The 18,816-nt window shown below is 72.0% G+C and carries 14 protein-coding genes; 9 read left to right on the forward strand and 5 right to left on the reverse strand.

The window, feature by feature from the left end; all coding sequences use genetic code 11:
• Positions 1 to 48 precede the first annotated feature (48 nt).
• Both pip and E1293_RS30400 read left to right on the forward strand, forming a co-directional pair.
• Complete coding sequence (gene pip, locus E1293_RS30395; RefSeq protein ID WP_132200926.1) at positions 49 to 996, forward strand: prolyl aminopeptidase; 948 nt, start codon at positions 49 to 51, stop codon at positions 994 to 996.
• Positions 997 to 1,028: 32 nt separating this feature from the next.
• Positions 1,029 to 1,505 (forward strand): GNAT family N-acetyltransferase, encoded by a 477-nt coding sequence (locus E1293_RS30400; RefSeq protein ID WP_132200927.1) that lies wholly within the window; start codon positions 1,029 to 1,031, stop codon positions 1,503 to 1,505.
• Positions 1,506 to 1,953: 448 nt separating this feature from the next.
• On the opposite strand, the gene E1293_RS49705 is transcribed toward E1293_RS30400, so the two are convergent.
• Both E1293_RS49705 and E1293_RS30410 read right to left on the reverse strand, forming a co-directional pair.
• A complete protein-coding gene (locus E1293_RS49705; RefSeq protein WP_243716786.1) occupies positions 1,954 to 2,289 on the reverse strand; it encodes a hypothetical protein in 336 nt (111 codons plus the stop codon).
• A gap of 72 nt (positions 2,290 to 2,361) precedes the next feature.
• The gene (locus tag E1293_RS30410; RefSeq protein ID WP_165978455.1) at positions 2,362 to 2,880 is read right to left on the reverse strand and encodes a recombinase family protein; all 519 of its coding nucleotides are present in this window, start codon (positions 2,878 to 2,880) and stop codon (positions 2,362 to 2,364) included.
• Positions 2,881 to 2,985: 105 nt separating this feature from the next.
• Between E1293_RS30410 and E1293_RS30415 the strand changes: the two genes are divergently transcribed.
• Genes E1293_RS30415 through E1293_RS30430 form a run of 4 tightly spaced genes read left to right on the forward strand, consistent with a single transcriptional unit; the run spans position 2,986 to position 6,528 of the window.
• Positions 2,986 to 3,918: a DUF6282 family protein gene (locus E1293_RS30415; RefSeq protein WP_132200929.1), complete on the forward strand. Its 933-nt coding sequence runs from the start codon at positions 2,986 to 2,988 to the stop codon at positions 3,916 to 3,918.
• The gene (locus E1293_RS30420; protein WP_132200930.1) at positions 3,915 to 4,679 is read left to right on the forward strand and encodes an ABC transporter ATP-binding protein; all 765 of its coding nucleotides are present in this window, start codon (positions 3,915 to 3,917) and stop codon (positions 4,677 to 4,679) included. Before E1293_RS30415 ends, E1293_RS30420 begins: the two co-directional genes overlap by 4 nt.
• Complete coding sequence (locus E1293_RS30425; RefSeq protein WP_132200931.1) at positions 4,676 to 5,515, forward strand: ABC transporter permease; 840 nt, start codon at positions 4,676 to 4,678, stop codon at positions 5,513 to 5,515. Before E1293_RS30420 ends, E1293_RS30425 begins: the two co-directional genes overlap by 4 nt.
• Positions 5,512 to 6,528 (forward strand): ABC transporter substrate-binding protein, encoded by a 1,017-nt coding sequence (locus E1293_RS30430; protein ID WP_132200932.1) that lies wholly within the window; start codon positions 5,512 to 5,514, stop codon positions 6,526 to 6,528. Before E1293_RS30425 ends, E1293_RS30430 begins: the two co-directional genes overlap by 4 nt.
• A 1-nt stretch (position 6,529) precedes the next feature.
• On the opposite strand, the gene E1293_RS30435 is transcribed toward E1293_RS30430, so the two are convergent.
• The gene (locus tag E1293_RS30435) at positions 6,530 to 7,909 is read right to left on the reverse strand and encodes an EsaB/YukD family protein (protein WP_165978456.1); all 1,380 of its coding nucleotides are present in this window, start codon (positions 7,907 to 7,909) and stop codon (positions 6,530 to 6,532) included.
• Between the two features lie 119 nt (positions 7,910 to 8,028).
• On the opposite strand from E1293_RS30435, the gene eccCa reads away from it, so the two are divergent.
• The 3 genes from eccCa to E1293_RS30450 all read left to right on the forward strand — a co-directional run bounded on the left by eccCa (position 8,029) and on the right by E1293_RS30450 (position 15,870).
• Entirely contained in the window at positions 8,029 to 11,919 is a 3,891-nt protein-coding gene (eccCa, locus tag E1293_RS30440; protein ID WP_132200934.1) for a type VII secretion protein EccCa, read from the forward strand.
• The gene (locus tag E1293_RS30445; RefSeq protein ID WP_132200935.1) at positions 11,916 to 15,083 is read left to right on the forward strand and encodes an NACHT domain-containing protein; all 3,168 of its coding nucleotides are present in this window, start codon (positions 11,916 to 11,918) and stop codon (positions 15,081 to 15,083) included. The genes eccCa and E1293_RS30445 overlap by 4 nt, the downstream gene beginning before the upstream one ends.
• 136 nt (positions 15,084 to 15,219) lie before the next feature.
• Positions 15,220 to 15,870, forward strand: a complete 651-nt coding sequence (locus E1293_RS30450) for a lytic polysaccharide monooxygenase auxiliary activity family 9 protein (protein WP_132200936.1) — start codon at positions 15,220 to 15,222, stop codon at positions 15,868 to 15,870.
• A 4-nt stretch (positions 15,871 to 15,874) separates the two neighbouring features.
• On the opposite strand, the gene E1293_RS30455 is transcribed toward E1293_RS30450, so the two are convergent.
• Positions 15,875 to 16,444, reverse strand: a complete 570-nt coding sequence (locus tag E1293_RS30455; RefSeq protein ID WP_132200937.1) for a helix-turn-helix transcriptional regulator — start codon at positions 16,442 to 16,444, stop codon at positions 15,875 to 15,877.
• Between the two features lie 138 nt (positions 16,445 to 16,582).
• Positions 16,583 to 18,816: ATP-binding protein (locus tag E1293_RS30460; protein WP_132200938.1), on the reverse strand; the 2,234-nt coding region annotated here is incomplete at its 5' end.

Genomic DNA, 18,816 nt, shown 5'->3' on the forward strand with positions numbered 1-18,816 from the left:
CCCTTAACCCGCTTATGCCACCCCCCTCGCCGCCGTTAGGGTCGGGACGTGACGCGCTATCCCGAAATCGAGCCGCACGAGCACGGCCTGCTCGATGCCGGCGACGGGCAGCTGGTGTACTGGGAGGTCTGCGGCAACCCGGAGGGCAAGCCCGCCCTCGCCGTCCACGGCGGCCCCGGCTCAGGGTGCGGCCCCGGCTGGCGCCGCTTTTTCAACCCGGACAAGTACCGCATCGTGCTGTTCGACCAGCGCAATTGCGGGCACAGCCGTCCCAGCGCGGCCGAACCCGAGGTCGACCTGTCCGCCAACACCACGCGGCATCTGATCGGCGACATGGAGATGCTCCGCGAGCGGCTCGGCATCGAGCGGTGGCTGCTGTTCGGCGGGTCGTGGGGGTCGACTCTCGCTCTCGCCTACGCACAGGCCCATCCGTCCCGCGTTAGCGAGATGGTGTTGTTCAGCGTGGCGACGACCAGTGCGCGCGAGGTCGACTGGATCACCCGTGACATGGGCCGGGTCTCGCCCGAGGCGTGGGACCGCTTTCGCGACCACGTTCCCGAAGCCGATCGCGACGGCAATCTTGCTGCCGCCTATAGCCGCCTTTTGCATGACCCCGACGCGAGCGTCCGGGCAGCTGCGGCGCGTGAATGGTGCCGGTGGGAGGGCACCCACGTCGCGACGGTCCCCGGCCGGCACCCCGACTCCCGGTTCGACGATCCGGATTTCCGGCTGGTCTTCGCCCGGCTGGTCACCCACTATTGGGCTCATGCTGGTTGGCTGGACGAGCCGCTCGTATCCGGCGCGTCGAAACTGGCGGGCATACCCGGCGTGCTCGTCCACGGCGCCCTCGACATCAGCAGCCCGGTCGACGTCCCCTACCGGTTGGCCAAAGCCTGGCCGGACGCCGAACTCGTCATCATGGGCGGCGCGGGGCATGGTTCCGGCGACGAGGATACGACCGCGACCCTCGTCGCCGCGCTCGACAGGTTCGCCTGACCGGTTATGTCAGTGACAGGGAGGTGGGGGCGATGGAACTGCGGCTCGCACGGACGGACGATCTGCCGCGGCTGGCTCCGCTGTGGCGCGCGGCGTGGCTCGACGGGCATGCCGGCCATGTTCCCGACGCGCTGATGGACGCGCGCGGGCCCGAGCACTTCGCCGTCCACGCGGAGAAGTACCTGGCGTCCACCGTCGTGGCGGAGGAGGACGGGGTTCTGTTCGGCCTGATCATCCTCGGTGACGAGGAGGGGGAGGTCGTGCAGCTGGCCGTCGATGCGGCCGCTCGCGGGCGCGGTGTCGGCGGCGCGCTGCTGCGGAGCGCGGAGGAGCGGTTCACCGGCCGGCACCCCGAGACGTGGCTCGCGGTGGTCCCCGGGAACGAGCGGGCCCGGCGCTTCTACGAGTTCCACGGGTGGCGGGACGCCGGCCCGATGAGCTATTCGGCGCCCACCGCGGCGGGTGTCGTCGAAGTCCCCGTTCGCCGTTACGTCAAGGCGCTTTCGTAGGGTCTCTGATCAGCTAAGTGATCCCACGCGAACTGTGAGGTTCGGTGCGGGTTCTGCCCACCTGGGTGGGGGAGCGTGGGCGTGGAAGTGGAATCCGGCGCCCAGTGCTGCTCCGCGTGGCCGGTGTCGGCTGATGGTGGGTGTGCTGATCGTGGTCACGCCCTGGTGGCGGTGGGCTGCGCGGGGCAACCGGGCCCGGTCCGTTGGTGCGTGTCCCTCCGGACGCTGGCCGGCACGACCGGTGGGCCGTGTTGGGGAGGGAACCCCGCGTCGCCTGGGCGCGGGGCGGTTGGTTCGTGGCCGTTCACCGCAACCGTGGGCGGCAGCGTGATCGAGCAGGCGACCCACGTCCAGTCCGCGTACGTGCGCGGGTCGGGTGGGCAGCTGCAAGCGCAGCAGGGCTTTCATCGGATCGGTCGCTGACCGTTCGATGGTGGCCTGCTGCCAGTCACAGGCGGCCAGCAGCAGCATGCGCGCTACACGCGGGGTGGGTTCCATCTCGAACACGCTGGCGGGCAGACGCCCGTGCTTGCGCTCGAAGGAGGCGATCTGCCGGGTTCGCCGACCGCAGCGCACGCCCGGTCTGTTCCTGGGCCATCCGTACGATCCGGTCGTTGACCTTCGCCTCGCAGGTGGCAGTCCAGCCGAGGCGACGCAGCGCCATCCACGCATTCGACGGCAGCCTCCTGCCGCCCGCGTCCTGGCCGGAGGCGAGCGTGTCCACGTCGGTGGCGTTCCAATGCTCGGACATCAGCGTGCAGGCCATCGCGGCCACCAGGTCCATGCACCAGCCGACGCGTTCCGCCAGAGCGGCGGCAGTGCGGAGTTCGCCGGTCGGCGAGCGGCGGTTTCCGGCTCACGCGACATGGTCCTGATCGCTGCAACGGTCCTGATCGCTGCACTGGCCGGACTCGGCGAGCAGCCGCCGACGGTTCTGCGCGCTGCGCATCCCGTACAGACGTCCGGCGAACGTCGTCACCAGGGAGACGAAGTCTTCGAGGAGCTCATCCCGGCCACTGACCTTCCTCGGGTGCAGCACCTCCACGGTGACCCCGTAGACGGTGAACAGCCGCTTGAGCCAGCCCACCCCGAACCGGGCCAGGCGGTCCTCGTGTGTGACGCGCACCACGGTCACAGAGCCGTCCGACACCATGGCCAGCACCCGGTTCAAGCCGGGCCGGTTCTCCTTCAGACCCGAGCCGCGATCCCTGACGACCTTGACGATCTCCCCCGTGGAGGTCGCCCGCAACTCGGCCTCCTGCGCGGCCAGGGAGCACTCCTGTCCCGGCGAGCCCGACGCCCGCACATACAGCAACTCCAGGCGCGGACGGGCGGCCGAGGCGTCGCTGCCCCGCTTCATGTTCTCCACGTCCACAGCGGAGAACCGGCGCTCCCGACCAACCGGCGGGCGGCCTATTGACGGTGTCGCCGAAATTGTTAACAATCTCGGCATCAGTAGTGGCGACACAAGGGGTTGCGGATGACCGAACACCCGAGGCCGTCCGGCCGGGCTCGCGAGCTCGTGCGGGGCGCATACGACGTGCATATCCATGTGGCCCCGGACGTCATGGAACGCCGCATCGACGACCTCGCGCTCGCGCCGCGGTTCGCGGCGGCGGGGCTCGGCGGGTTCGTCCTGAAGTCGCACTACTTCCCGACCGCGGAGCGGGCCGCGGTGGTGCGCGCCGCCGTCCCCGGGTTCGGCGCGGTCGGGGCGATCACGCTGAACGGCTCGGTCGGCGGCATGAACCCCATCGCGGTGGAGCTGGCCGGACGCGCCGGCGCCCAGTTCGTGTGGCTGCCGACCGTGGACAGCGCCAACCAGCGCGAATGCACCGCGCACGATCCCGAGGGGGCGCGCCCGCCGATGTGGGCGCGGCTCCAGGACGAGCTGCGCGCCGAGGGCATGGCGGCCGACCCGGTCGACGTGCTCGCCGCCGACGGGAAGCTCACCGACGCCACCCGGCAGGTGCTCCGGGTGATCGCCAAGCACGACATGACGCTGGCCACCGGCCACCTGTCCACCGCGGAGATCGGCACCGTCGTGGACGCCGCCGTCGCCGAGGGGGTGCGGCGCATCGTCGTCACCCATCCCGAGTTCACGTCCCAGCGGGTCGGCGTGGAGCGGCAGCGGGACCTCGCGGCGAAGGGCGCCCTGATGGAGCGCTGCTTCACCACCCCGCACACCGGCAAGGTCTCGTGGGACGTGTGGGTGGACAACATCCGCGCCGTCGGGCCCGAGCACTCCGTGCTGTCCAGCGACCTCGGCCAGCCGTTCAACCCGCCGGTGGAGGACGGGCTGGCGCTGATGGCCGACCGGCTCCTCGCCGAGGGCTTCACCGAGGACGACGTGCGGACGATGGCGGTCCGCAACAGCCGCTGGCTCGCCGGCGCGGAAGGAGCCCGGCCATGAGCCCGGTCCTGAGGATGCGGAACCTCAGCAAGCAGTTCGTCAAGGACGACAAGGGCATCGTGGCCCTGCGCGACTTCGACCTGGACGTCGCCGAGGGCGGGTTCGTCAGCGTCCTCGGGCGCAGCGGCTGCGGCAAGTCGACGGTGCTGAACCTGCTCGCCGGGCTCATCCCGCCCACGTCCGGCGACGTGTTCTACCGCGAGCAGCCGATCTCCAGGCCGCGCGTCGAGGTCGGCTACCTGACGCAGTCGGACACGCTGATGCCCTGGCGGGACGTCCGGCGCAACATCGAGATGCCGATGGAGCTGAAGAAGGTGCCCGCCCGCGAGCGCCGCGAGCGCGCCGCGGAGCTGATCGAGCGGGTCGGGCTCGGCGGGTTCGAGCGGCACTACCCGCGGGAGCTGTCCGGCGGCATGCGCCGGCGGGTCGGCCTCGCCCGGATGCTCGCCGGCGACCCCGAGACCCTGCTGATGGACGAGCCGTTCGGCGCCCTCGACGCCCAGCTGCGCGCCGAGCTGCAGAAGGAGCTGCTGCGCCTGTGGCAGGGCAGCGGCCAGACCGTGGTGTTCGTGACGCACGACATCGAGGAGGCGCTGCTCCTCGGTGACCGGGTGGTCGTGCTCGGGCGGCTCGGCCGCGTCGTGCTGGACGAGGCCATCGACCTGCCCCGTCCCCGCGACCCCGACGAGATGCGGGTCGACACCCGGTTCGTCGCCCTGCACCGCAGGCTGACGGACGCACTGAGGGAGGGGGCCCGATGAGCGCGGATGTCAAAGAGGTCGAGGACGCGCCCCAGGTCGTCCCGATCGAGCGAAGTTTCTGGGGCAGGTACGGCGCGCGGATCAGCGTCTGGGCCGCCCGGGTCGTCCTGGTGGCGGTGGTGCTGCTGGTCTGGCAGTGGGCGGCGGACCGGTGGTTCGACGTCATCTTCACCAGCCGCCCGTCCGAGATCTGGGACCGCCTCGTCGAGTGGCAGCAGGACGGCATCCTCTGGTCGAACACGTGGGTGACGATCCAGGAGATCATCTACGGGTTCGCGGTGGGCGCCGCGGCGGGCGTGCTGTCCGGCTTCGTCCTGGCGTCGGCGACCCTGCTCTACCGGGTCCTGGATCCGTTCGTCATGGCGCTGTACTCGATCCCGAAGGTGGCGCTGGCCCCGCTGTTCATCGTCTGGTTCGGCATCGGCATGCACATGAAGGTGCTGCTCGCCGCCGCGACTGTGTTCTTCCTGGTGTTCCTCAACACCGTCGCCGGCGTCCGGGAGGTGGACCGCGGGCTGATCGACGCGGTCCGGCTGATGGGCGGCGGGCGGTGGCACGTCACGCTCAAGGTCGTCCTGCCGGCCTCGATGACCGGGGTCCTCACCGGGCTGAAGGTCGCGATCCCGTACGCGCTGATCGGTGCGGTGATCGGCGAGCTGGTCGCGTCCAACCGCGGCCTCGGCTACCTCATCAACGACGCGGCCGCGCAGTTCGACACGGCCGGCGTGTTCGCCACGCTCGTCGTGCTCAGCGTGATCGCCGCCGTGCTGAACCTGCTCGTCGGCCTGCTGGACCGCCGGCTGAGCCGCTGGAAGCCGCTGGAGGCCCGCCGATGAGACGGCTCGTCGCGGCGCTGCTCGTCGTCGTCCTGGCCGCGGGCGGGTGCGCCAAGCGCACGTCCACCACCCCGCCCGGCGTGCTGAACGTCGGCCAGATCAGCAACTCGATCGCGTTCCTCCCGCTGTTCATCGCCGAGCACGAGCACTACTTCGAGCAGGAGGGGGTGAAGCTCGGCGAGCGGCCCCGGCTCGGCACCGGCGCGAAGGTCGCCGCCGCGCTGAAGTCGGGCGGCATCGACGTCGGCGCCGGAGTGCTCACCGACGCCCTCAACCTCGCCCGCATCGACGACGGGACGCGCCTGGTCGCCGACCTCGTCGACCGCTACTACGTCGACATCATCGTGGGCGACGACTTCCAGGGCGCGCCCGCGTCCGCCTCGCTGGACGACCGCATCCGCGCGCTGCGCGGCAAGAAGATCGGCATCACCGGCCCCGGCAGCGGCACCGAGGCGCTCGTCACCTACCTGTTCCAGCGGGTCGGGATGCGCTCCGACCGCGACGCCGAGCTCGTCAACCTCGGCGCGAAGGCCACCTCCGCCATCGGCGCGCTGAAGACCGGGCGGGTGGACGCGCTGTCGTTCTTCCAGCCGATCGCGCAGCAGGCCAAGGCCGCCGGGGCCGGGTCGCTCTACATCTCGCCGTCCCGCGGCGACATCCCGGGTTTCGAGACCACCGCGCACGGCGTCGTCTTCACCACCCAGCGCCTCATGGACAAGAAGCGCACGGAGGTCGCGGCGTTCCAGCGCGCCATCGCGCACGCCCAGCGCGACATCCACGAGCACCCGGAGAAGATCCCCGGCCTGCTCGCCGGCTACCTGAAGGGCACCGACCCCAAGGCGCTCGCGGACCTGCCCCCGATCGTGCAGAAGGAGATACCGGCACAGATCGGCTTCACCCGCGCGTCCTACGAGTCGGCGATCGAGTTCCACCGCACCACGGGCCTGGTCAAGCGCCTCCCCACCTACGAGCAGATCGTCCCGCCCGGCCTCCGCATCTCCGCCGGCAGGTGAGTCAGCGGGCTCCGGCCAGGTACAGCGCGAGGGTGAGGAGGGCGAGCAGGACGACGGCGTTCAGGACGTCCAAGGCCCGGGGGAGGAGCGCGACGGGTCTGATCAGCCGGGACTCCTCGGGCCGAGCGGGCCCGGCGAGGGTCGCGGCGACGGCGATGGCTCCCATCACCAGGAGAACGGCCGAGGGGACCACGGCCGCGGCCCAGTGGGGTCCCTCGCCGGCGCCCGCCACGGCGACGATGCCGGCGCCGGCCGCCCCGGCGGTCAGGAGGGCCATGCGCCCCGGACCCTGCCGGTAGCGGAACGCCGTCAGGAACAGGGCGGCCGCCGCCAGCGCCCCGGCGGCCCGTTCCCAGCCCCCGGACGCCGTCGCGAGGACGGCCTCGCCGCCGACGCCGGCGAGGCCGATGGCGACCCCGAGGACACCCTCGACCCCGAGCACCTCCGCCGCCCGGCGCTCCAGGAGCCGCGCGGACAGGCTCTCGTCCGAGGAGTCGGGAAGGCTCCGCAGGCGGATCCGGGACCGGGCGAGCAGCAGCGCGAACGGCGGCACCCCGGCGGCCAAGGGAAGGACGACCGCGAGGCAGAGCGCCGCGACCCCCTCGGCGGACGCCTCGTCGAAGACGACCGCGGAGCCCGCGGCGATGCCCCCGATGCCCGAGGCGATCAGCAGGCCCAGGCTGCGGCTGGCACGTACCGCGACGCCGAGTGCGGCGGCCAGCGCCGCGGCGCCGAAAGCGGTCGCCACCTGGGCGGGGCCGATCTCACTCAGGTCATGGTCGCCGAGTGTCCAGAGCAGGCCCGAGAGGAAGGCGAACGGGACCGCGAGCGCGGCGAGCAGGTGTCCCACCGGCCCGGACCGGATGAGGACGCCGCCCCCGCCCACGCACAGCACCGCGAGCACGGCGGCGGCCGCCGCCTGCGGCCACCAGGGCGCGCCGGCCAGCGGGAGCGCGGCCAAGGCGGCGACGGCGGCGGTGCCGAGCGCGGTGAATCCCGCCTGCCGGCGGCCCCAGGGGGCCGTCCGCTCCGGCGGGCTCACCAGCGGATCGACCAGGTCGGCCGGGTCGGCGGTGACCGGCTGGAGGATCGTGGCGGACGCCGGACGCAGGTAGAGCGTCTCCCCGTGCCGCAGGCTCAGCTGCGCCGGAGTGGCGTCCTCGGGAAAAGGCTTCTCGTCGAGGCGCTGCAGAACCCAGCCGTCATGCCCGGCGTCCATGTCGGCCAGCTCACGGCCGGAGTATTCGAGAATCGTCGGGAGCAGCGACGCGAACGGAATATGGCTGGGCAGCGCGATGTCGAACCGCCGCTGCGGGCCGACCACGGTCACCCGGCACAGCTCTCCCAGGTCCTCGGCGATTCCGACCACTCCCCAAGCCATGAGGTGAATGCCTGCACTGCCGCGGTCAATTGTGCGCGAAGCGATCTCCGGGCGGCCAGGTCTTTCTAGAATCGACATGCTCGCCGGAGGCGCGGTGACGAGAGGTTGTGATCGGCACATTGAGCACGGTCGTCGTACGGCGCAGACCGCGGGTTCAAGAGCCCCGCCTCCCCGAGGGCGACGTCCAGGTGGAGGCGCCGCCGGAGATTCCGGCGACGGGGGCCTGGATCGCCCGGGGTGCGCTGTCCTATGTGCCCGTGGCCGCCGGAGCGGCGACGGGGGTCCTGCTTCTGCTCGACGACTCGTCCGGCAGGCTGCGGGTGGCGGCGGCCATGCTGATCACCGTTTCGGTGCTGGGCGGTCTCATCGGCATCCTCAGCTCGCGCCAGCAGCACAGGACCACGCTGAGGGTGCAGCGCCACAATTACCTGCGCCATCTGGCCCAGGTGGACGAGACCATGCGGCGGGCGAGCATCGCGCAGCGCAAAGCCCTGTCCTGGCGGTATCCCCGCCCGGCCGGACTGTGGTCGCTGGCCATGGGCAGGCGGCTCTGGGAACGGCGCCCCTTCGACAGCGACTTCGTCCAGGTCCGCCTCGCCGTCGGCCCGCAGAAGAGCACGGTCGCGCTGATCCCGCCGGAGACCGGGCCGGTCGAGGACCTCGACCCGGTCTGCGCGGAGGCGCTGCGCGGCACCGTCCGCGCGCATTCCATCATCGCCGAGATGCCCGTTGCCCTGGCGCTGGGGGCGTTCGCCCGCATCACGTTCACTGGAGACGCGGCGCGCATCCGCGGCCTCGTGCGGGCCGTCGCCGCGCAACTGGCGGTGTTCCACGCGCCGAAGGACGTGCGGATCAGCGTGTGCGCCTCGTCGGCGGCGGCCCCCCTCTGGGACTGGGTGAAATGGCTGCCGCACACGCTCGATCCCAACGAGCAGGACGCCATCGGCCCGGTGCGGCTCGTCACGACCTCGCTGACCGACCTGGAGGCCCGGCTCGGCGACGAGCTGGAGCGGCCCAGGTTCACGCCGACCCACCCGGTCTCCGGTGACCGGGGGCACCATGTGGTGATCTTCGACGGCGGCCTGGTGGACGCGGAGTCGGTGCTGGCCGTCGAGGGCCTGGCGGGGGTGACCGTCCTGGATCTCGGCGGTGATCTCAGCCCGCTCCCCGCCGAGCACACCGTTCGGCTGCACGTCGCCGAGGACGAGCTCCGGGTCCTGGAGGCGAGCCCGTCCGGTCCTGAGCCGCCCACCGTGATCGGCAAGCCGGACTTCCTGGCGGTCGCGCAGGCGGCGGCCCTGGCGCGGCAGCTGGCCCCCCTCCGCGTCGAGAGCCCCGCGTCCGTGGACGGTGCGCTGGGGAGCGTCGAGGTCCCGCTGACCAGACTGCTGGACGTCCGCGATCCAGCAGCCGCGGACCGGCACGAGCGGCCGCCCCGCCACCGGCTGCGGGTCCCGATCGGCCTGGACTCAGACGGCCGCCCGGTCGAGCTGGACCTCAAGGAGGCCGCGCAGCTCGGCATGGGCCCGCACGGGCTGGTCGTCGGCGCCACCGGATCGGGCAAGTCGGAACTGCTGCGTACGCTCATCCTCGGGCTCGCGGCCACGCACTCCTCGGACGCGGTCAACCTCCTGCTGGTCGACTACAAGGGCGCCGCGACGTTCCAGGGATTCGAGGACCTGCGGCATGTGTCGGCGATCGTCACCGATCTGGAGGACGAGCCTCCCCTGGTCGACCGGCTGTCGGACGCGGTCAACGGCGAGATGGTGCGACGGCAGGAACTGCTGCGCGCCGCGGGCAACTACGCCTCGGTGCGCGACTACGAACGGGACAGGGAGCAGGGCGCCGACCTGGAGCCGCTGCCCGAGCTGCTCGTGGTCATCGACGAGTTCTCCGATCTGCTGACCGCCAAGCCCGACTTCGTGGAACTGCTCGTGATGATGGGACGGCTTGGACGGTCGCTCGGGGTGCACATGCTGCTCGCGTCGCAGCGCCTGGAGGAGGGCAGGCTCCGCGGCCTCGACGCGCACCTGTCGTACCGCATCGGTATGCGGACGTTCTCCGCGTCGGAATCGCGCGCCGTGCTGGGCGTGCCCGACGCCTACGAGCTGCCCGCGCAACCCGGCTGGGGTTTCCTGCGCGTCGGCACCGACGAGCTCGTCCGGTTCCGGGCGGCCTACGTCTCCGGACCGGCCGCCGCGGAATCGGCGCCGCAGGCCGTAGGCCCGCGCATCATCCGGGAGATCCAGCCCTTCGTCGCGGAGTACGTGCGGCCGGAGGTGATCGATCCGGCGGAGGAGCCGGACCAGGCGCCGGAGCATGCCGAGTCCCTCATGGACGAGGTGGTGGGGCGGCTCGCCGGGCAGGGACCGCCCGCGCACCGGATCTGGCTGCCGCCGCTGGACGTGCCGCCGTCCCTCGACGAGCTGCTGCCGGATCTGCCGGCCACGCCGCCGTACGGGGGAGAGAGGGAGGGGGACGGCAGGCTCGCGGCCCCGGTCGGCATCGTCGACCGGCCGTTCGAGCACCGCCGCGACCCGCTCTGGCTGGACCTGTCGTCCGCCGGGGGCAACGCGGGCATCGTCGGTGCACCGCAGAGCGGCAAGTCCACGCTGCTCCGGACGCTGATCACCTCGCTGGCGCTCCGGTACACGCCGGACGAGGCGTGCTTCTACTGCCTCGACTTCGGCGGCGGGTCGCTGCACACCCTCGCCGCGCTGCCGCACGTCGGGGGTGTGGCGGCCCGAACGGACGCGCACAAGGTCGGGCGTACCGTCGCCGAGGTCACCCAGCTGCTGGAACGGCGCGAACGGGAGCCCGCCGGACGCGGCGCCGGTTCCGGCGACGTCGTCCTGGTCGTCGACGGATGGCGCACCCTGCGGGACCGGCACGAGCAGTTGGAGCCGGTCATCGCCGATCTCGCCGCGCGCGGCCCCGGGTTCGGCATCCATGTCGTGGCCACCGCGACGAGTTGGGGGGAGTTCAGGCCGAACTTCGGCGATCTGCTGGGCACCCGGCTGGAGTTCAGGCTCGGCGATCCGTACGACTCGCAGATCAACCGGAAGCTGGCGGCGGGCGTGCCGGCGGACGCGCCCGGCCGCGGCCTCACCTCGGAGGAGGGGCGTTTCATCGCCGCGCTCCCCCGGATCGACGGCCGCGCCACCGTCGACGATCTGCCGGGTGCGGTCACCGACCTGGTCGGCACCGTCGCGGGGAACTGGCGGGGTCCCGCCGCGCCGCCCGTGCGCGTGCTCCCGAGTCTGCTGCCCGTCGCCGCGTTGCCCGGCCCGGTCGAGACCGGGCACCGGGTCCCGATCGGCATCGACGAGGAGCGGCTCGCCCCCGTGCTGCTGGACTTCGTCGACGAGCCGCGCCTCGCGGTGCTCGGCGACCCGGGATGCGGCAAGTCCAGCCTGCTGAAGCTGATCGCTGAGGGCGTCGCCGCCCGGCACGCCCCCGATGAGGCGCGGCTCTTCGTCATCGACCCCCGCCGCTCGCAGCTCGACTCGCCCCAGACCGAGCACCTCACCGGCTATGCTCCGTCCGCCGCCGCCGCGGTGCCGCTCGTCGCCGAGATCCGCGACGCGATCCAACAACGGCTCGCGCGGCCGAACCTCACCCCCGAGGAGCTGCTCTCCCGATCGTGGTGGACGGGCCCCGAGCTGTATCTGTTCGTCGACGACGCAGAACTGCTGGAAACCTCGGCCGACCCCCTGCTGCCGCTCATGGACGTCTTGCCCCATGCCCACGACATCGGGCTCCACCTGGTCTTCGCCAGGACGATGGGAGGCGCGGGCAGGGCGATGTTCATGCCGGTCCTGCGGCTGCTCAAGGAAACGGCGTCCCCGGCGCTCATCATGTCCGGCCCCCGGGACGAGGGTGCCCTGCTGGGCGGGATCCGGCCGTCGAGTCTGCCGCCGGGCCGGGGCTGGTTCTACGAACGCGGCAGCGGTTCCGTGCGTCTCATTCAGGTCGGCTACGACGAACCGAAGGGTCCCCCCGCCCGATGACCGAGCAGAAACCCTCGGAAACCGCCCCCAAACCGGCCGTGCTGCCCAAGGTCGCCTGGCTGCTGGCCGTCCTTCTGCCGCCGTCGGCGATCGCCGGATTCTGGCGGGACGTCGTCCGCGAGCACCTGACCTTGGCGGCGGTGCTCGTCATCGTCTACTGGGCCGTGCTCACGGTCGGCAAGTTCGCGGCCGGCTTCGTCCGCGACCTCGTCAAGCGCCGCCGCGAGGGATGGCTCGACAGCACCGACCGGGCGCTGGCCCGCCGGTTCAGCCGGTTCGGCGCCCGCTACGCCGAGCACACCGCCGGGGCGCTGCGCTTCATCGACCAGAAGGGCCTGTCCACGGTCGGCTTCTACGCGCCCGAGCTGGACGAGGTGTTCGTGGACGTGAGCCTCTTCCTGCGCGCCCCCGGGCAGATCCCGGGAGACCTGCTCGCCGAGGCCCCGGACGGCGAGGCGGGCGCCCGCCAGTCCATCCGTGACTTCCTCGGCGAATCCAAGCCCTGCGTACTGGCGATCGTCGGCGCTCCCGGGAGCGGCAAGACCACGCTGCTGCGGCACACCGCCCGCCACCTGAGCCTGGACCGGTCCGGGAAGCGCCGCCCGGTCCCGATGCTGCTCTACCTGCGGGACCACGTCGCGGCGATCACCGCCGACGACCCTCCGGGGCTCGCCGCCGTGCTGCGCGGCACGCTCGGCAGGCTCGCCGCCGACGAGCCCGCCGGGTGGTTCGAGCGGCAGCTCGAAGAGGGGACGTGCACGGTGCTCCTCGACGGGCTGGACGAGGTGGCCGACCAGGACGCCCGGCGGCGGGTGACCGACTGGGTCGAGCGGCAGATCCACGACTACCCCGGGAACGACTTCGTCATCACGTCCCGTCCGACGGGCTACCAGGGCGCCTCCGTCGAGGGGGCCACGGTGGTGCAGACCCGGCGCTTCACCGACGGGCAGATCTCCACGTTCGTGCGCGGCTGGTACCTCGCGGTCGAGCGGCACGCGGCGCAGGAGGACGGCGAGGAGGTGCGGCACCGCGCCGAGTCCGGCGCCGACGACCTGCGCGACCGGCTGCGCGCGTCCCCCGGCCTCTACCAGCTCACCGTGAACCCCCTGCTCCTGACGATGATCGCGAACGTGCACCGGTACCGGGGCGCGCTGCCCGGCAGCCGCTCCGACCTGTACCGCGAGATCTGCCAGGTGATGCTGTCGAGGCGGCAGGAGGCCAAGGGGCTGACGATCTCGCCGCGCGGCAGTCAGAAGGAGCTGCTGCTGCGCGAGCTGGCCGTGACCATGATGCGCGACCGCGTCCGGGACGTCACACGCCAGGAGTGCGAGCGGACCCTGACCCCGCGGCTGCGCCGCATCGCCACGGACCTGACCGCCGAGGAGTTCCTTGAGGACGTCGGCTCCAACGGGCTGCTGATCGAGCGGGAGAACGGCGTCCTGTCGTTCGCGCACTTCACCTTCCAGGAGTACCTGGCGGCGGAGTACATCAAGGACAAGGGGCCCGTCGCGGTGCTCACCAGGTCCGTGGACGACACCTGGTGGCGCGAGTGCACGCTGCTGTACGCGGCGGGCAGCGACGTCGGGCGCATCGTGTCCGCGTGCCTGCGGTCGGGGACGGTGACCGCGCTGGCGCTCGCGTTCGACTGCGCGGAGGAGGGCAACGAACTCGACCCCGAGCTGCGGGAGAAGCTCAACCGGCTCCTGGCGAGCGCCTCCGACGAGGACCTTCCGGAGGATCGGCGCCGGCTCATCGAGGCGGTGGCCATCACCCGCCAGTTGCGGCAGGTCGTCCCGGTGCGGGGCGGCGCCCGGCTGTGCGCGACCCCGATCACCCGGGACACCTACGCGATGTTCGTGCGGGACATGCTGGAGCGAGGAGAGCACCGCCGGCCCGACGGGCGGCCGGCCTCCGAGTACGTGGCGGGAGTGCGAGGCGAGGACGCGGTCGCCTTCGTCCGCTGGGTGGACGGCCTCGTCGGCGGCGAGGCCCGCTACCGCCTGCCGTACCGGGAGGAGATCGAAGACCCGACCGCGCAGAGCATCCTGCACCACGGCATGCGGCACACCCCTCCGCTGTGCTACTGGACGGCCTCCCGCGACCATGACTCCGGCCCGGAACTCTGGATCCCACCCGAGGAGCCGGATCCGTTGCGGTTGCCGCATGAACTCCTGACGACCTACGTTGCCCGAGACGTCGACGAGTGTCCGTCCCAGTTGGCCGGTCTGCTCCTGTTGCGCGCGAACACCGCAGCTCGTGTCGCCCTCCAGTTGCTGGACCGGAGAGGGGATCTCGCGCTGGACTTGGCGTTGGCCCGGCTCCCTGAGGTCGCGTCCCACATCTCGGCCGCCTTTGAACGCGGCGTGCTGGACGACCTGGATCGCGGCCTCCTGCTCGGCATGGTTCCGGACATCGAGGCCCGCCGGATCCCCGCGGTGGTCGCACATGTGGTCGGCACCCTTCCCGAAGAACAGATCCCGGGCCTGACCCGTCTCCTCGCGACGCAGGTGGCCGGAGATCTCCAAGAGGCGTCCGCGCTCCTGGCCGGCATCGACGTGACCATGGACGCCGGTGGTCGGGAGCTCGCGAAGGTGTGGGAGCAGGCGAGCGCGCTCGATCACGACATTCGGAAGGACCGGCGCAGCAATCTCGCGGCCAACCGGATGGGCGCGCTGCAAGAGTCCGAAGAGCTGACCGCCATCAACTCGCCGGCGTTCGGGCGCCTGCTGAATTCCGTTCTCGCGAACAGGGGCCGCACCCCGGCCTCGCCCGCCGCTCTGGCCACGGCTGCCAAGGACGGCCTCTTGGAGGCGAGCGCTGAGTGGGATGTCCCCGTGTGGTTCGGTGAGCTCGAGCTTTCCGGGATCGTTGAAACGACTCTTTCGGAGGTCGGCGACGACCCCTGGATCCGCGAAATCGCCCAACGGACGGGGCGGCTCATGGCGCAGGAAGTCGATCGTGAGGGCGCGGTGACCGGCGAGACCGCCGTTCAAATCCGGTTGGCGGCCATGTGCCTCGCCGGAGAATTTGCGTCGGACGGCGAACTGCCGGCGAGAGCACTGCACCACGTCTGGGCGCACATAGCCGTCATGATGACGTGGCTCCAGGCGCGCGAAGAGGGCGTGACGACTCCGGTCGAGGCGATCGTCCTGGCCGGCGACTAGGACGCCACATCCCGGCGCCCGGACGTCCGTGAAAGCTTTCACGGGTGGTGTGACGCGTGGCGGGGCCCGCGTTAGGCTCCGGACTGGGAGCGCTCCCAATCCGGCTACCCCCCGCCACCGGAACGGAGAACGCGCGATGCGTTACGACCGGACACGCCGTGTCCTGACCGTCCTCTTCGCGGCGATGCTCATGCCGCTCATGTGGGTCGGCACCGCCTCGGCCCACGGGTCGGTGATCGACCCCGCCTCCCGCAACTACGGCTGCTGGGACCGCTGGGGCGACGACTTCCAGAACCCCGCGATGGAGCAGGAAGACCCGATGTGCTGGCAGGCATGGCAGGACAACCCCAACGCCATGTGGAACTGGAACGGGCTCTACCGCAACGGCGTCGGCGGCGATCACCAGGCCGCCGTGCCCGACGGGCAGCTGTGCAGCGGCGGCCTCGCCGAAAGCGGACGCTACCGCTCCATGGATGCCGTCGGCCCCTGGAAGACGACCGACATCGGCACCACCTTCACGATCGACCTGTACGACCAGGCCAGCCACGGCGCGGACTACTTCCTCGTCTACGTCACCCGCCAGGGCTATGACCCGCTGACCCAGCCGCTGCGCTGGAGCGACCTGGAACTCGTCCGCGAGACCGGCCGGTACGCGCCGTCCAACAACTACATCATCGACAACGTCAGCGCGCCCGGACGCAGCGGCCGCCATGTGGTCTACACCATCTGGCAGGCGTCCCACATGGACCAGTCGTACTACATCTGCAGCGACGTGAACTTCGGCTGAGCCGTCACACCAGGTCCTTCGCGGCCAGGCAGATGCCCAGTTCCAGGCGGCTGCGAGCGCCGAACTGCTCCATCACGTCGCGCACCTGACGCTGGACGGTGCGGGACGAGATCTGCAGGGCGTTCGCGGCCGCCTGGTCGGTCATCCCGGTGGCCAGCCGGCGGATGATGTCGAGCTGCAGTTCGGTCATCGGACGCGAGGCGAAGGGAGTGAGCGGAACCGACCGGTCCCAGTGGTCGGTGAACACGGTGACCAGCCGGTCGACCTCGGCGGCCTGGACGATGGTGGGAGCGATATACGGGCCGTTCCGCCTGACCAGGGCCGTCTTGCGGTCGACGACCAGGAGGAACGTGGTGAAGTCGCCGCCGAGCCGTATCTGCGCGTGGCCCGGCTGGAGGGTCGTCTGCCCGCCGCAGTGACGGGAGACGACGAGGCGGGTGGTGGGAGCGGCACGGCGGTGCGGGTGGTCGTCGCGCAGCGCGGCCGGCCAGGTGGGCACGAGTGAGAGGACCTCGTGCCGGGCGGTCGCGAGTACGGCGGCCAGCCGCTCCTGGTCGTGTGCCGACAGGTGCATGCGTCACCTCGTTGGATCAGCGGGGGTGTCACTGAAATCGGCATTGCTCGCGGGGTGTCGCAATGCGTTTCCGACTGTAACCGCGCGGTCCTTACGGGAGGCTAACCAAAGCCGCGGACCCGTTGTCGTTATTGCTTACTAAATAGGTAGGGAATTACGTTCCGCGAGGTCGTCGGCCTCCGCGCGCACCGTCGCGGCGGCGGAGTGGTCCCCGGCCGCCGCGTAGGCGTCGCCCAGCCGGTGCAGCGTCCGCGCGAGGAACGGGAGCCAGCCGCGGCTGCGCCAGACCTCGACCGACAGCTCCAGGCAGGTGATGGCGGCGGGGGTGTCGCCCGCGGTCAGATTGAGCTCGCCGAGGATGGCGAGCGCCTCGGCGCGGTGATGGCCGAAGTTGCCCGCGTGGCTGTAGGCGAGCGCCAGTTCGGCGGTGGCCCTGGCCCGGTCGTCGCCGATCGCGGCGAACAGTTTCGCGAGATAGATGAGCGAGAACGTCTCCAGATAGCGGTCGTCGAGATCGCGGGCGATCGTGATCGATTCGTTCAGCATCCGCTGCCCGGTGACGAGGTCGCCGGTGAGGGCGTGGGCGGCGCCGAGGAACTGCACGATCGTCGCCCGGAAACGGGGATTCCCGAGCAGCTCGGCGATCTCCAGGGCGCGCTCCAGGCAGGGCAGGGCCTGATGCGGGGCCTCCTCGCCGTGGGCCACCGCCCGCAGCAGCTGGGCGCGGGCCTGCCCGCCCAGGTAGTCGACCGGTTCGGACAGCGCCAGGGCCCGCCCCGCCGTGTTCAGCGCCTCTTCCCTGGCACCCTGGGCGACCTGGCCCCAGGCCATGAGGATCAGGGCGTCGGCCATGCCGCGCGGGTCGCCCAGCTCGGTGAACAGCTGGAGCACCCGCTGCGCCTGCTCGCGCATCGCGAGCATGGCGGGCTTGGGCTGCTCCGGCGCCGTCCAGGTCGACACCTCCAGCAGCCCCCGCAGCAGGACGGCCTCGCCCCGCTTGTTCTTCGCGGCCCGCGACAGCCGCAGCGCCCGCTCGTGGGTGTGCCGCCAGTCGTCGTAGACGCCGGCGATGTCGCAGTACTTCTCCAGGGAGGCGGCGAGGTCCCAGGCCAGCTCGTCGAGCCGCAGGTCGCAGGCCTGCCGGGCGGCGGCCACCAGCGCCGGCAGCTCGGCGGAGAACCAGCGCATGGGGTCGGTCAGCAGCCGCGCGGCCGTCGCGGGCAGGAGCGGCCAGCGCGGCGCGGTGCCGTGCATGGGGGCGTAGGCGGGGCCGGGGATGAGGTCGGAGGCCTGTTCCGCCAGCCACAGCCAGGCCCCGAGCGCCCTGCCGAGCGCCGCGGTGCGCTGCCGGGGGGCGTCCTCGGCCTCCGCGCACTCCCGCGCGTACAGCCGGATCAGCTCGTGCGTGCGGTAGCGCAGCTCGCCGGTCCCGTCGGGGCCGACCACGTTCACCAGCTGCGCGTCGATCAGCGTCTCCAGATGGGGGCGGGCCTCGTTCACCGGGACGCCGAGCAGCGCGGCGACCGTCCACAGGGCGAAGTCGGGCGCGTCCAGCAGCCCGATCAGCCGGAACGCCCGCCGGGTCGCGGCGGGCAGCGGCCGGTAGCTCAGCCGGAAGCTGGCCCGCACCGCCAGGTCGCCGACGATCAGCTCGTCCAGCCGGCCGCGCTCGTCGCGCAGCAGCTCGGCGAGGTGGGCGAGCGTCCAGTACGACCGGCCGACCAGCCGGCCGACGGCGATCCGCATGGCCAGCGGGACGTGCCCGCACAGCCGGGCGATCTCGACGGCGTCCGCGGGCTCGGCCGCGACGCGCTGCGGGCCGATGACGCGGGCGAGCAGTTCGACGGCCTCCGGCGGCGACAGCACCTCCAGGTCGAGGAGGGTCGCGCCCTCCAGCCCGGTGAGGCGGTTGCGGCTGGTGACGAGGACGGCGGCGTCCGGGGTGCCCGGCAGCAGGGGCCGCACCTGCTCCTCGCCGACGGCGCCGTCCAGGACGATGAGCACCTTGCGGCCGGCGAGCCGGCTGCGGAACAGCGACATGCGCTCCGCCAGGCCCGCGGGGACGCCCGAACCGCTCACCCCGAGCGCGCGCAGGAACCGGTCGAGGACCTCGGCGGGCTCGGCCGGGGTGTCGGTGTCGCCGTGCAGCTCCGCGTAGAGCTGGCCGCCGGGGAACGCGTCGGTCAGCAGGTGCGCCGCGTGCACGGCGAGCGTGCTCTTGCCGACCCCGCCCATGCCCGCGACCGTGGTGACGGTCATCGTCCGCGGCTGCCCGCCGGGCGGGTTCGCCAGGCTCGTGGCGATCAGCGCCGCCTCGTCGGCGCGGCCGGTGAAGTCGGGGATGGCGCGCGGCAGCTGGGCGGGGACGGGGA

The organism is Actinomadura darangshiensis (genome assembly GCF_004349235.1).
GTDB lineage: Bacteria > Actinomycetota > Actinomycetes > Streptosporangiales > Streptosporangiaceae > Spirillospora > Spirillospora darangshiensis.